The sequence below is a fragment of the Chitinophaga pendula genome, from assembly GCF_020386615.1.
In the GTDB taxonomy this organism is placed as follows: domain Bacteria; phylum Bacteroidota; class Bacteroidia; order Chitinophagales; family Chitinophagaceae; genus Chitinophaga; species Chitinophaga pendula.
In genome coordinates, this window is sequence record NZ_CP077769.1 from 4,393,023 (window position 1) to 4,406,698 (window position 13,676).

The window sequence follows — 13,676 nt, forward strand, 5'->3', positions numbered from 1 at the left end:
ATTAGTTAAAGATATTTACGAATGGGTTACAGCTTTGGCCGCCCATACATTCACCGCTCCAGGTACAGATCAAGCCACTTGAGTTAGCTTGTTGTGCCTGTGATTTTGTGCCGGCGCCCATCAGCATGGCATCCAGTCCTTCGCGAGCATCTTCGATAGGATTAGCGGGAAGGGTTGCCAGTTGCTCAGCGGATAATTGGTTACGATAGGATGCATCTTTCCATGCACGAACGACATCAACTTGTGTGATTTTCATGGTGAGTTAAAAATTTGTGGATAAGAGTGACAGTAAAAGTTTAACGTTATTATACCTGGGTTGAACGTCAGGGTTATTAAGCGGGCCTGATGCCGCCATACAACATGGCCACCAGCGTATGGCCAATAGCTGGGGTGTATGTTGTGTTTTACCGGTAAAGAGATCTGATAATTATATAGCGGTTTTTTGTTGCTCGGTTGACATTTATATAAAGTTGGGTATTTCTGCCCAGCAAAAGAATCCCGGAAAATGGCTATTTATGGATAAAGGCGCGGGGCACTAACCTTTATCCGTAACCGTTATTACATATAATGAAGATAGACAATGCGGTAAACCGCATTCAGTAGTCTGTTTTCTTCCGATTCTACTTTTTCATTATGCTGAACGGTCTGTAGGTCGTATGTAAAAAAGGACAAGTAGTTACTTGTCCTTTTTGTTATGTTGTATTAGTATTGTCGTTATTTCTTTTTCTTAAACTTCACGGTAACGGTAGCTTCTGACCTTATTATTTACCATAGGTGTAGTCAATGGTAGCAGCGGAAGTAACCGGTTTTGGATTGCCGGGACTATAAATGGTGCTGGTGAAAGTATTTTTTACGGGGCGTTTTTGTGTATTATACTGGAAACTGTTCTTTGTTATGGTCACAATAGTATCTCTTTTGTTATTGAAGTTGACATATTGTATGTTTTTTGTTTCCGATGCATTCTGTTCGCTGAATGCTTCATTTTCCACGATATCCAGCAGGTAGGGCAGTAAAGAGCCGGTGACATAGGATTGTTGTCCATCAACGGCAATTACGGTTAATTCAGAGATAGCCTGTCCGTTGCCGGAGCGGGTGATGCGGACCACATTTGTTTGTTCGTAATACAGGGTAGTCAGTACTTTCAGGTTATCATATTTGCTTGCCGTGGTGGTGCTGATCGTGTGTACTTTACCCGTTGCATCATACGTATAGCGGGTATCTTCCTGTGTGCTGCTTTCCTGATCGTTGAATAATTTCTTTACAATTTTATTATTGTTATTCCATTCAAAGGTTGTATTTCCTGAAACGGTGAATTTCCCTTTTTTAAAAAAATCAGGTGTATAGTGTATTATTTTTTGCAGTTTGCCGGTTGTGTTATAGATCACCGAATCTTTTTCTGTAAGGAGGTTACCGGCATAGCGGGTCATTACAAGTGGTTGCTGGCGGCTATTATAGCTTATTTGTTGTACTATGCCATTGTTGCCGATGTTGATACGTGTAAGCAGGCCGGCAGCTACTCCTTCCGGGGTTACTTCGATGGGATCGGCACCGATCCCGGCGGGTGCCTCTACAGGGGAAATTGACTTTTCGCAGGCGGTACCTGTTGTTAGTAAAGTGGCTACTATCGCGATATGCAATAGGATGCGATGACGTTGGGAACTGGTTACCCGATGTTTCATAAAGTTTCGGTTTAGGTATTTAAGTCAGAGAATTGGTTTTTCAATACCGGCTTATAGGTGTTACCGGCGGTTTATGCACACAAAGAAAACGTAATTAGTTACTTGGGGATTTTGATTTTGATCAGTTGACGGCATTTGTTGACTAATGTGCAGGAATGCGTTACTATCTGTCAGAAATAACGATAAAATGATGTATGCTATCACCGATGATTTGCGTTTTATTTACTTTTTTGCAGTAAATCTGTTCTGATGCCTGGACAATCTCTTCTTAACCGCAGCTGGCTGATCATACTTATTGTTTGGACGTTAGACACTTGTTTTACCAGTTTCCAGGTTCACATGCAGGGGATCTCATATTCCAGGGCGTTGACGCTGGCGCTTACGGGCTCTGTATTTTCGTGTTTGTGTGCTAGTTTTCTCAGTTATATATTGTTACCGAGGTTGATACGGCTACAGCGCTTGTTGTTATTTATTGTATTAGCGGTGTTGCTTTGTTTGTTGGTAAGCTGTGTTATTGTGTATTTCTGTCTGCCATTGTTATGTAGTTCGTATCAGGATTTGCTGATTACACCCCGTAGTTGCAGTTTTATATCCCTGGTACCGGGTTATTTCATTAGTGTGCTTTTTACCAGTGGCACTGTTTGCGGGTTTCGTTTTTACCAGGAGTATGCGACTACTGTTATAGCGCATGAGCAGTTGCGTACTGCGCACCTGGAGGCGGAGCTTACCTTGTTGCGTGGGCAGCTCAATCCTCATTTTGTTTTCAATATGATGAACGGGATACACGTGTTGATCCAGCGGGATGCGCGGCAGGCGGCGGACATGGTACTGGAGTTTTCCGATATGCTTCGGTTCCAGCTATATGACTGTTCGCAGCCTTTTATATCTATACAACAGGAAATCAACTATTTGCAGCATTATGTAAGTGTGGAGCGAAAACGAAGGGGGGATGTGTTAAAAGTGGACTGTTATTGGGGAGATGCCTTACCTTCCGGTTACATTTCTCCATTGATACTAACGCCATTTATTGAAAATGCTTTTAAACATGTGTCTTGCGGGGAGGGAACGGCTGGTTTTATACGCGTATCACTTTATGTGGAGGGGCATCAATTGTTCCTGACTGTAGATAACAGCCGGGAGTCCTTACCGGCTATTCCTGACCCGCTACACCGGGGGAAAGGGATAGGATTGGCCAATGTGAAGAAGCGATTATCGTTGCTCTATCCGGGCCGGCATTTACTACAGATTAAAGAAACGGCGGAGCGTTTTGCCGTGTTCCTTGAAATTGATATCAGTCCACAATATCCAAAACAGCATAATTGAACAAGATGGAAATTAGATGTTTAGTTGCAGATGATGAAGCGTTGGCCAGAGAGGGGTTAGAAAACTATATACAGGCAAGTGAATATCTGACGCTAATGGCGTCGTGCAACAGTGCTATGGCGGCCAGGGAGATATTAGAAACGGCGCCGGTCGACCTTATGTTCTTGGACATCAATATGCCGAGGATGAGTGGTTTGCATCTCCTGGAGACGCTTACTACGCCACCGGTTACGATATTGGTCACTGCTTATCCGGATTATGCGCTGGAGGGTTTTCGGCTGGATGTATTGGATTATCTTTTAAAACCTGTTTCTCCTGATCGTTTTGCCAAGTCGGTCCAGAAGGCGCTGTCGTACTTCAGCTTGCGCAGGCCGGCACCGTTGGTCCAAACGAATGCTATTGCTGATCATATTTTTGTAAAGCACAAGCAGGTATATGAGCAGGTGATGTTATCAGATATTTTGTATGTGGAGGGTATGCAGAACTATGTGGTGATACAGACGATACGTACTAAAATTGTTGCTTATCTGACTTTTAAGAGTGTCGAGCAGCAGTTACCATCTGACACCTTTCTGCGGATACATAAATCTTATATTATCAATTTACGGCAGGTGCATACGGTAGATAGTAATATGGTACAGATAGGGCCTTATGCGTTGCCGGTAAGTAGAAGTCAGCGTGACCTGCTGATGCGGGTGGTGAATAGCCGATTGTTGTCGAAATAGTGCGGCTAATAATTTTCGACGCGTGTATTTGAAGCGTGTATTTAGAAAGCAGTGGGTGCATAGAGTGGGGAATAGCCGTTGTAAGTACTTCTGCTAACATTTATACTACCAGAAACCGAAAAGGTCTTATCGTTGCTGATATACATGACGCCTATTTGTGCGGCGGGGTTTATGCTAAAGTTCCGATTCGGCTGCATCGGGTTGTAGGTCATGTCGAATCCAGGCTGATAAAATGCAGGGCCGGAGCCTTGTATGAGTGATGGTGTAAGGGAGACGCCTCCGAATGCATATACGTTATTATGCAGCTGGCGGCTTACCTGCAAGCCTAAGGGTACTGACAGGAAGCTGGCGCCTCCGCCTTTGAATGCTATAAAGCCGGCATTAACGGCGGAGTACCTGCTGAAGGACCATTTTTTCTGAAGTCCGCCAGTATCGGTTGGCTGGTTCATGCTTTTATATCCTGACAATGTGTTATACGGAGCAGCAAACTGTGCTTTTACAGACATTACGGATATCAAAATTGCAATGAATAGGACGGCGCGTTTCATAGTATGAAGTTAATCACCCTTTTTGTTAATATTGCTAACGAAATCTTAATATTTCTGGTCATTCGATTATTATCGATATAAAAAGAGCCGTTCCGATGTCCGGGAACGGCTCTTTTTATCATTAGTATTCATTTTATTTTACTTCCTGAGCAGCTCTGATGATGACATCTGCTACTTCTTTCGGATGGGAGATAAATACAGCGTGGCTGCCTTTTATCTCTGTGATTTTATCATTTCCTCTCTTATACATTTTGCGTTGGATGGAGGGCAATATGGCTTCATCCTGGGTGGCTACTATACCGTAGGCGGGTTTGGTCTTCCAGGCTGCTTTGGTCATTTTAGCATCCAATGCAGCGAATGCGAACCGGCCCTGGGAGGCGTACATGAAGTCTGTCAGGTCTTTGGGCAGGTCGCTGGCGAATCCGTCATGGAACTTTGCTTTATCATAGTACAGGATACCTTTTTCGTCCGGAGGCAGGATGCCTGCTTTAGGGGAGGAAGGTTCTGTTTTGGCCCAATCCAGTGCTGATTCTCCTTGATCCGGCTGAAAGGCTGCCAGGTATACGAGGGCGGCAACATTTGGATGTTCGCCGGCTTCTGTGATAACGGAGCCGCCGTAGGAGTGGCCTACCAGGATCGCCGGGCCATCTTGTCTGTCGAGAGCTGCCTGGGTGGCTGCTACGTCGTCGGCCAGTGAGCTTAACGGATTTTGTACTACTGTGACGTTATATCCTTTTTTGGTGAGGATGTCGAATACGCCTTTGTAACCGGAACCATCCACGAAGGCGCCATGAACGAGCACTACATTTTTAATTGCTTTTGCAGACTGGGCGGCTACGTTGGATACATTACCGAACGTGCCGAATAATATGGCGGCGGCGGCCAGGGATTTGATCTTGTTTATCAGGGAAAAGTTTTTCATTTCTTTAGTATTAGCTGGTGATTGAATAAGTTTTCTGTCTTGTATCGTTCTGTTTCCGATTCGTTGACGATACAAAAGTACGCCGGCTACACGCCGAAAAAAATATCAAAAAGTTGATTAAAATTGTACTTTTTCCTCCTGATGGTACTTTTTCTTAAAAACGGCCGGAGAATCCCCTGTTTTATTGGTAAACATGCGATTAAAGTAAGCGGGATCGTCGTATCCCAGTTGATAGGCTATTTCTTTGACGCTGTTGGAGGTATAACATAGCAGGCGTTTTGCTTCGAGTACGATTCTGTCTTTGATGATATCATTGGGAGGGGTAAGGTGCAGGCGGCTGAATTTGGCGGATAGGGTTTTGGGAGCCAGGCCCAGCAGGTCGGCATATTCTGAGACGGCATGTTTACTCTTGTAGTGAATCTCTACTAATTTGCTAAAGTCCCTAAAAAATTCGATCTCTCGTTCCGGTTCATCCTGCAGGTGGTTTAATTGTTGTTTTTTCCACAGCCTGGTACCTCTTATGATCAATTGTTTGAGGCAGGTACGGATCATTTCTTCGTGGGAGGATTCTTTTTGTGTCAGTTCATCTATGAGGAGTGTATACACATCATTTACTGCTTTGGCTTCGGGCGCCGGCAGTTTTGTCATGGGCATGTTATAGATATTATTGAATACGATGCCATCGCAGGCTACTTCGGCGTCGTGTATCTGTATGCAATAGAAATCGCGGGTATAGTAGATATAATGGGCTTCTGCTGTTCCCGTTTCCAGGATCTGTATATATTGATTACCGCTTACGAAAAAGAAAGCCGGTCCGTCGGTGGTGTATTCGTTAAAATCGATTTTCAGTTTATATCCCTGGGGCAAATAGAATATCTGGATGTACATTTTGTACTTTCCGGCATTGATGTCCTGTACTGCTTGCTGGTCTATTATTAAGTGTCCGAAGAACTTATAGTTAGATTCAAAATACCTGGGCGTAGACATGGCTGTTTGTTCTATTTAGCGTGCAAAGATACTACAATAGACAGACAGCCTTTTTTTATATGGGTGTAGGTGATTAGGGCCAGAGTTGTTCGGGTAGTTGTGCTGCTTTCAGTTTTTCTGCATTAGCGAGTAAGATGTTTTTTTTATCCGGATGGCCATCCAGGAAAAAGTCTTCGCTGGCTTGTTGCATCATGTTGATGGCGGCGGCTTTTTCGCCATTGCTGAATAGCAATCCTGCATATACGGCTTTAGCGGAAAAATGGGGGAAGGAAGCATCTGCCAGGCGGGCCCATTCCATTGCTTTTTTCATGGCGGCGGGTTTACGATAGTTTTTGTATACGGCTTCTGCGGCATCGCGTAGCTGGTAGGCGTAGGTGATCCTTTGTTCTGCCTGTTTAAGACGGCAATTGATCTTCCAGCCGGGCACTTTCGATGAATCCTGTGTACCATTGAGGTAGGGCGCCATAAATGCCTGGAAGTTGGCGGAATCTTGCTGTGCGAGGGCGGGGAGGGCCGGAATCACAAAATCCTCTATCAGGTCGTGGGTAGCCTTCCACATTCTGACGGAGTCGCCATTGTATCGATAGTAGATCATTGGCAGGCTTTTGGCCATCAGTATTCCATGTTTATCGTCGATGGTCATGGCGATACTCAGTAAATTAGATTGGGCCAGGCGCAATCCTGTTTCTTCCCCTTTTATGCTGGAAGCATAGATACCGGCAAATAATACCTGTAGTGAGCGGGCATCTCCCAAGGTATTGTTTATAGCCTGGTAATGCTTTATGGTATAGCGAAAGGCATGTCCGCCCGGCTGAAACATCCGGTCGTCTGTATATACCATTTTCATGAGTGTGGTATCCGTTGCATCTTCGGGAGATAATACTTCGAAGACCTCTTCCAGTAGTTGTGCATCCCTGATGTTTTGGGTCATTTTCTTTTTGAAGTAGGCGACAAGGAATGTTTTTCCGCGTTTACCTGCTGCGTATTCGGCTTTCCATTGTATCAGTGGCTTAGGGTCTTCTTTTTCGATGAGTGCTGCCTGGGCGTACGATATAAATCTTTCCGCATTAGTACTTCCTACGACCTTATACACCAGCTGGCCGTCGCCATTTACAAACAGATAGGTGGGATATCCTTTGACATCGTACAGGCGGGCTATCCTGCCCCCTCCTCTTTCCGCATCCATTTTGACATTAATAAATGCGGCGTTAAAAGCCTCGCCCACGTCTTTGCGGGTAAAGACCTCTTCATCCATCATTTTACAAGGTTTACACCAGGTGGTATATACATCTATGAATACCAGTTTATTTTCGGCTTTGGCCTGTTGGAGGATATGATTCCAGGATCCTGTGGTAAACTGTATGCCTTCCTGGGCATATACGCGGAGTACGGTACATAATACCGCCAGCATGAGGGTGATTTTTTTCATGGGGTTTGCTATTAATAACAGTACAGGGTGTAATTCAAGGGCGAATATAAGGAGGTTTTTTCATTCGGGTAATAATTCTCTCGGATGATGTTTTATAGTTATTTTGCAGTTCTTACAAACGCTGCTTACAATTACAAAATATAAGCGGGGAAAATCAGGGAATAAGTATCAACATGAAAATCCAGGCAATATCTGATCTGCACATTGACTATACGGAGAATCTCAAATGGCTGAAAGGTCTTTCCCGATATGACTACCAAGAGGATGTTCTTATACTTGGAGGGGATATTTCCCATCATATTCCGCTTGTAGAGACTGCTTTTTATCATCTGAAGAAAATATTCAAGGAGGTGATTTTCGTACCCGGCAATCATGATCTGTGGATAAAGGCCAGTACGTTGAATCATTCGCTGGAGAAATATGAGCTGACCAATCAGTTGGCTAAGTCTTATGGTATACATACGACTACTTTGCACCTGGAGCAGTTAACCATTATCCCATTGTTAGGGTGGTATGACTATTCGTTTGGGTTTCCTACCCAGTATGCGATGGACAGCTGGCAGGATTTTTATGCCTGTCAATGGCGTGGGTTTGCTGACATGGCGGCAGTGACCCGGCATTTTCTGGGACTCAATGAGCCAGCGTTGTTATCTATACGGCCCGATATTCCGAGGATTACTTTTTCTCATTTTTTGCCCCGGATCGATGTGATGCCTGACTATATTCCTGAGGAGCGCCGTTTCATTTATCCTTTCCTGGGTAGTAGCGGGCTGGAGGAGCAGTTGCGGCGGGTGAGTCCTATTATGCATATATATGGGCATAGTCACCTGAACAGGCGGGTGAGCCTGGATGGGGTTGAATACATCAATAATGCTTTTGCTTATCCTGATGAGACACGTATCAGTAAGAAGGAGCTGTTATGTGTGTATGAGTATTAATCTATCAGTAACTGTTGGTATCGCCTTTTAACAATCGTTCTACTATGGCGGCATAGGCGGCCCCTATGCTGATGGTGGCATCGCCTATATAGATCGCATAGCGGTCGGCTTTTTCGATCTTGTTGTTGGCTACTATGAAGGATCGATGAACGCGAGAAAAGGAGGATGCGGGCAATAGTGTCAGCGCCTCCTGCATAGAGAGGCGGGAGAGGATATTACGTTGTTTCAATACAAAGCTCACGTAGTTACCTGCGCTCTCCAGGTATAAAATATCGTCGAGGGCTACTTTCAGTTGTTCGTAACCACTTTTTATAAAGATGTATTCGGGAGTTGCCGGTATTTCCTGCTGGGCTTTCTTTTTCAGCTGTTGCAGTTGGTTGGCTTTGTTGCAGGCTTTCAGGAAGCGTTGCAGGGAGAATGGCTTTAGCAGGTAATCTACTGCATCGAGTTCGAAGCTCTGTACTGCATGTTCTGAGTAGGCGGTCGTAAAGATGATCATGGGGGGATCTACCAGGCTGCTTACGAATTCCATGCCGCTGATATCGGGCATTTTAATATCCAGGAATATCAGGTCTACTTTTTCTTTTTGCAGGAAGTCGAGTGCTTCGAATGCGTTGGTAAAATACTCCTTTACCTCCAGGAAGGGGGTGAATGCGGCGTGGTTTTTTATTACGGAAAGTGCCACCAGTTCATCATCTATAGCGATAGCAGTCAGCATACCTATTCTTTATATTATGTACGTTCTTCTATTGATGTAAGGTTCTTTGCAATTGTTGCAGCTGTCCTGTGCTGCTTTTATTTCCACGTGCAGCGATCTTTGCATCATATTCTCCCGGCGGCATTAATAATTTGCTAAGGACCGGCAGTACTTCGATCAGGGTGATGAGGAAAACGACCAGCCGGTATTGCTGTTGCAGGGCACTGTGTTCGGCGGTCAGTTCCTGCAAGGCTTCGATCTGGGCCAGGAATCCATCTGACAGTTGGCTGCGATAGGCCTGGGCTTTGGCTTCCTGTGTTTGTCTCAGTGTATCCAGGTTAGCCAGCCGGGCGGTCTGTTGTGGCGCCAGTGTACGGCGTAGCAGTATCAGTTCCTCTTCTGCTTTAAGGTATTCTGTTTTTTTGACACGGGAAATAGCGGCATCTCCTATTTTCCCTGATCCGCCGGTGCCATCGGTTTCGCGGATGTAGGCATCTTTGTATGCTTTTACCTGTATTTCTTTTTCTTCCAGCTGTTGTTGCCAGCGTTTGATATCATTGTCCCAGGTGTTTTTCATGGCAGCATCCATTGTCATTTCTTTGCGGCGGAACTCTTCCAGTTTGCGTTGTTTACTGATTTCCAGCTGGGCCAGTACATCTTTTTTGAAGAGCATTAGTACGACGGGTTGGGAGATAAAGAGGCCGATGGTGATAGCGAGGGTGAGCCGGAAGAAGACCGGCAACCATTTTCTGCGGCCCTGGCTGCGGGTCATTGCGCTTAAAAGTACGCGGTCTATACTGAGGATGGCAAATCCGAAAAATAATGCCAAGGCGATTACGGCGAGGCTATCGTTGGTAATAGTGGAGAAGAAGTATCCCCAGGCCAAGGTGGCAAATATCCAGGTGACCAGTACTGCGAGGCCGGTAAGGCGATATCTTTCGTGATCGGCAGGTGATTCTTGCAGGACGGACACGTCGGCAGCTGCGAGCCACCAGAGGAAACGGTCCATACCATCTATTGTAGTATGTGAGGAGGATGAGGCTGGCATTATTCGGTATCTATCGTTAAGTGAACAAAAAATTCGGTGGCGGTGTGTCGTATGGTCAGCTCATGTTTGCCAGGATACAGCAGGTTGAGCCGTTGTTTGACGTTATTGAGTCCGATTCCTAGGTTTTCTCTTTCGGGGTCATTTTCGGGTCTTTCGTGTACGGTATTATATACATCGAAAAAGATATGTTTTTGTGTGCAGCTTAGCGAGACGACTATGCGGGACCGGTACCGCATGCTGATACCATGTTTAAAGGCATTTTCCACGAAGGGGATCAGGAGCATGGGTACGATCCAGAGGTCCCAGTCTTTTTCTTCGATGTTGACTTCGATGACGATGTTAGGAGCGGCTTGTGTGCGTAGTGTTTGTAGTGCTATATAGTTACGCAGGTAGGCGACTTCTTTTTCGAGTGGTATTTTTTCCTGGTGGTTGTCGTGCAGCATGAACCGCATCATGTCTCCCAGGCGTTGTATGCCTTCGCTTGTGAGGGATGCTTTTTCCTGAAGAGCGGTACCGTAGAGGGTATTGAGTGCATTGAACAGGAAGTGTGGATTAATCTGCGAGCGATGGAAGTCGAGGGTGGCGGCGGATGTGCCTAATGCGATCTGTAATCCGCTGACGGTGGCTTGTTGTGACCGGCGGATACGGTAGAGCCACCAGCTGAGGGGCAGGATGATCAGTAAAGCCAATCCGCCCATTAATCCAGCCATCAGGAAACCTTTTCTTCCGTACCAGCCAATGACGGTTAACACCAGTGCCAGCAAGACACAGGTGGCAGCCGTTGTCAATAATATATCCCGGATCAGTTTGTTTTTATCGCCATGTTGCTGAAACTGGGGTAATACGATATAGCTCCAGACGAAAAGTAGACCGATAAAAACGGGGCCGGCCATAAATATCAGGCGCATGATGGTATGGCTATCGGAGGAGACGGCCAGTACGATGAACAATATCCACAATGCGAGGGCTATTCCCAGTTCGGAGGATAGTTGTTTTGAGAAACCGGTGCGGCTGATCCATTCATGGCCGTAGCGCCAGTAGACCTCCCGCAGGATATAATAGATAATATAGAGTACGGCACAGAAGATAGTCAGTATAAAAGCGGATTTGGCAAAGTGTGTATGTGCACCTTGCACGGTATCGTATACGCCGAGGAGGTATCCATTGTAATAGGATCCGGCTACCATCAGGGTTACAAATACTAACGCCATGGTGATGATGGCCAGTGGTATCCCTATCCACCAGCGGCGTTGTTCGAGATAGCGGGGAACGATGACAAAATGTATGCACAGCAATGCCAGGTATAATATGGTCATCCTTGCCAGGGAGGGCAGGAGGTAGTGTATGTAGTAGTCGAATACCTGGTGGTATCGGGCGAATTTGTGCCCATACATGTCCTGTAATTCGAATACGTTCCTGGATACGCTGGTATAGAGCAATGGGAACAGTAGCAGGAGGTATATGGCGGTAACGACGGCCAGCTCTGTTTTACGGACTTTATTCATGAAGGCGATAACTTTAGCGCAATATTAGTTATTGTGGAAAAGCGATCGTATAAAATGTGATTAAACCGGGGGTATCTGGGATAAAAATACATGATGTGTTAGGTGAATGATCTGATCGGCGGCCTTGTCATCGTCGAGGGTTCCCCAGGTGAGGTGTCGATCTGTTGATAGCCGGGATTGGCAGAACTGGGTAGCGATATCGGGAGGGGCGGTATGTATGAGTTCGACGGCTTGGATGGCCAAGGCCATTTTTTCCACGATGATACGAGCTTTGAATTCGTAGGCAGCGGGGTCGGCCAGTACTTGTTGCAGTGCTTTTAGTTGTGTATCGAGTGCGGGGTGCAGGCCTTTAGCTTTTGTGAAATAGTTCATGAGTGCTGTTGTGCATTCGGGTTCTTTATGCATGGCCCGGAGTACGTCGAGGGCCTGTACGTTACCGGAGCCTTCCCAGATGGCATTGACGGGGATATCGCGATACAGCCGGGGCAATATTGATTCTTCTACGTAGCCATTTCCACCGATACATTCGAGTGCTTCTCCCAGTACGGCTACAGCTCTTTTGGTGTTCCAGAATTTGCCGATAGCGGTGGCTATGCGGGTGAAGTACATGGCTTCTTCGTCGTTGCGGGCATCGTCGAATCCTTTCGCCAGGCGCATGCCCAAGGTGGTTGCTGCCGCTGATTCGAGGGCCAGGTCTGCCAGTACGTTTTTCATGAGGGGTTGTTCTATGAGTTTTTTGCCGAAGGCGTTCCTGTGTCTGCAGTGGTGGATTGCTTCTGCGACGGCGCGATGCATGGTAGCGGCGGACCCTACTGCGCAATCCAACCGGGTATGTCTGACCATTTCCATGATGGCGGCTACTCCCCTTCCCTCTTCGCCGATAATACGTGCCCAGGACTGGTGGAATTCCACTTCACCGGAGGCATTGGATTTATTGCCCAGTTTATCTTTCAGCCGCTGGAAGAACAAGGTATTTTTTATTCCATCGGGGGTGAACCTGGGTACCAGAAAGCAGCTCAGTCCTTTACCTGTTTGGGCGAGTACGAGGAAGGCATCGCTCATGGGGGCGCTGCAGAACCATTTTCTGCCGGTGATACGGTAGGTTCCATTTCCTGTGGGGGTGGCGGTGGTGAGGTTGGCTCTTACGTCGCTGCCGCCCTGGGGTTCGGTCATGGCCATTCCGAAGGTGATGCCTTTCTTTTCGAAGTAAGGGATATGTCGCGGATCGTAATGACCGGAAAGCAGCAAGGGTAGCCATTCTGCTGCTATTGCCGGTTCTATGCGCAGCGCAGGTACGGCGGCAAAGGTCATAGTGATGGGGCAGCTGGTACCTTCGTCTACCTGTTGTTTAAGATAGGATAAGGTACTGTGTGCGAGGTAGGCGCCACTGTGGTTATTGTTCCAAGAGACGGCATGTACCTGGTGGCGGATGGCGAGCTCCATGATCTCGTGGTATGCGGGGTGGAACTCTACTATGTCGAGGCGATTGCCGTAGCGGTCGTGTGTTTTCAGCACCGGAAGGTGTTTATTGGCCAGGTGTCCCATTTCTATCAAAGCGGCGCTACCGATGATGGCCCCGAAATCGGTGGCTGGTGTGTTGATCCACGATGCGCCATAGGTGTTGACCAATGCCTGCAATATCTGATTGCTGGTAAAGGCGTTGTAGTCTTGCAGGGAGGGTGCCTGGTTAACCACATGCCGGAAGTCGAAATCGGGTGCTATCATAACGAGGGTTTTACCCACTCAATTTAAGGTTATTTGTCTTTTCATCTTTTGCAGCGGGATGGTGATTGTATCAAAACCGAACGTCTGGTGTATCAAAATCGTACACCGGAGGAGTCTGCCATGGTGTATATTGCGGATTGTTTTGGTGTA

The 13,676-nt window shown here is 46.5% G+C and carries 13 protein-coding genes; 3 read left to right on the forward strand and 10 right to left on the reverse strand.

What is annotated here, in order from left to right; translation table 11 throughout:
* Position 1: 1 nt before the first annotated feature.
* Both KTO58_RS15565 and KTO58_RS15570 read right to left on the reverse strand, forming a co-directional pair.
* Complete coding sequence (locus KTO58_RS15565) at positions 2–256, reverse strand: mersacidin/lichenicidin family type 2 lantibiotic (RefSeq protein WP_095838483.1); 255 nt, start codon at positions 254–256, stop codon at positions 2–4.
* A gap of 505 nt (positions 257–761) precedes the next feature.
* Positions 762–1,679 (reverse strand): hypothetical protein, encoded by a 918-nt coding sequence (locus tag KTO58_RS15570; RefSeq protein WP_095838482.1) that lies wholly within the window; start codon positions 1,677–1,679, stop codon positions 762–764.
* Positions 1,680–2,297: 618 nt separating this feature from the next.
* Between KTO58_RS15570 and KTO58_RS15575 the strand changes: the two genes are divergently transcribed.
* Both KTO58_RS15575 and KTO58_RS15580 read left to right on the forward strand, forming a co-directional pair.
* On the forward strand, positions 2,298–3,002 hold the full coding sequence (locus KTO58_RS15575) for a sensor histidine kinase (protein ID WP_157752921.1): 705 nt from the start codon (positions 2,298–2,300) through the stop codon (positions 3,000–3,002).
* Between the two features lie 5 nt (positions 3,003–3,007).
* The gene (locus KTO58_RS15580) at positions 3,008–3,727 is read left to right on the forward strand and encodes a LytR/AlgR family response regulator transcription factor (RefSeq protein ID WP_157752920.1); all 720 of its coding nucleotides are present in this window, start codon (positions 3,008–3,010) and stop codon (positions 3,725–3,727) included.
* A 41-nt stretch (positions 3,728–3,768) separates the two neighbouring features.
* Here the strand turns inward: KTO58_RS15580 and KTO58_RS15585 are convergent, their stop codons facing one another.
* From KTO58_RS15585 to KTO58_RS15600, 4 genes are all read right to left on the reverse strand, one after another.
* Positions 3,769–4,275: a hypothetical protein gene (locus KTO58_RS15585; RefSeq protein ID WP_225859775.1), complete on the reverse strand. Its 507-nt coding sequence runs from the start codon at positions 4,273–4,275 to the stop codon at positions 3,769–3,771.
* A gap of 133 nt (positions 4,276–4,408) precedes the next feature.
* Positions 4,409–5,197 carry an alpha/beta fold hydrolase gene (locus KTO58_RS15590; RefSeq protein WP_095838478.1) on the reverse strand — a complete coding sequence of 263 codons (789 nt, stop codon included), beginning with the start codon at positions 5,195–5,197 and terminating at the stop codon, positions 4,409–4,411.
* Positions 5,198–5,314: 117 nt separating this feature from the next.
* Positions 5,315–6,184, reverse strand: coding sequence for a helix-turn-helix domain-containing protein (locus KTO58_RS15595; protein WP_095838477.1), 870 nt, complete (start codon positions 6,182–6,184; stop codon positions 5,315–5,317).
* A 73-nt stretch (positions 6,185–6,257) separates the two neighbouring features.
* Positions 6,258–7,613: a thioredoxin family protein gene (locus KTO58_RS15600; RefSeq protein ID WP_095838476.1), complete on the reverse strand. Its 1,356-nt coding sequence runs from the start codon at positions 7,611–7,613 to the stop codon at positions 6,258–6,260.
* 173 nt (positions 7,614–7,786) lie between these two features.
* Between KTO58_RS15600 and KTO58_RS15605 the strand changes: the two genes are divergently transcribed.
* Positions 7,787–8,551 (forward strand): metallophosphoesterase family protein, encoded by a 765-nt coding sequence (locus KTO58_RS15605; protein WP_095838475.1) that lies wholly within the window; start codon positions 7,787–7,789, stop codon positions 8,549–8,551.
* A 4-nt stretch (positions 8,552–8,555) separates the two neighbouring features.
* On the opposite strand, the gene KTO58_RS15610 is transcribed toward KTO58_RS15605, so the two are convergent.
* The 4 genes from KTO58_RS15610 to KTO58_RS15625 are packed head-to-tail and all read right to left on the reverse strand — an operon-like array spanning position 8,556 to position 13,526.
* On the reverse strand, positions 8,556–9,269 hold the full coding sequence (locus KTO58_RS15610; protein ID WP_095838474.1) for a LytR/AlgR family response regulator transcription factor: 714 nt from the start codon (positions 9,267–9,269) through the stop codon (positions 8,556–8,558).
* 28 nt (positions 9,270–9,297) lie between these two features.
* A complete protein-coding gene (locus KTO58_RS15615) occupies positions 9,298–10,296 on the reverse strand; it encodes a DUF4407 domain-containing protein (protein ID WP_095838473.1) in 999 nt (332 codons plus the stop codon).
* Positions 10,296–11,801: a sensor histidine kinase gene (locus tag KTO58_RS15620; protein WP_095838472.1), complete on the reverse strand. Its 1,506-nt coding sequence runs from the start codon at positions 11,799–11,801 to the stop codon at positions 10,296–10,298. The genes KTO58_RS15615 and KTO58_RS15620 overlap by 1 nt, the downstream gene beginning before the upstream one ends.
* 60 nt (positions 11,802–11,861) lie before the next feature.
* On the reverse strand, positions 11,862–13,526 hold the full coding sequence (locus tag KTO58_RS15625) for an acyl-CoA dehydrogenase family protein (protein WP_095838471.1): 1,665 nt from the start codon (positions 13,524–13,526) through the stop codon (positions 11,862–11,864).
* Positions 13,527–13,676 lie beyond the last annotated feature (150 nt).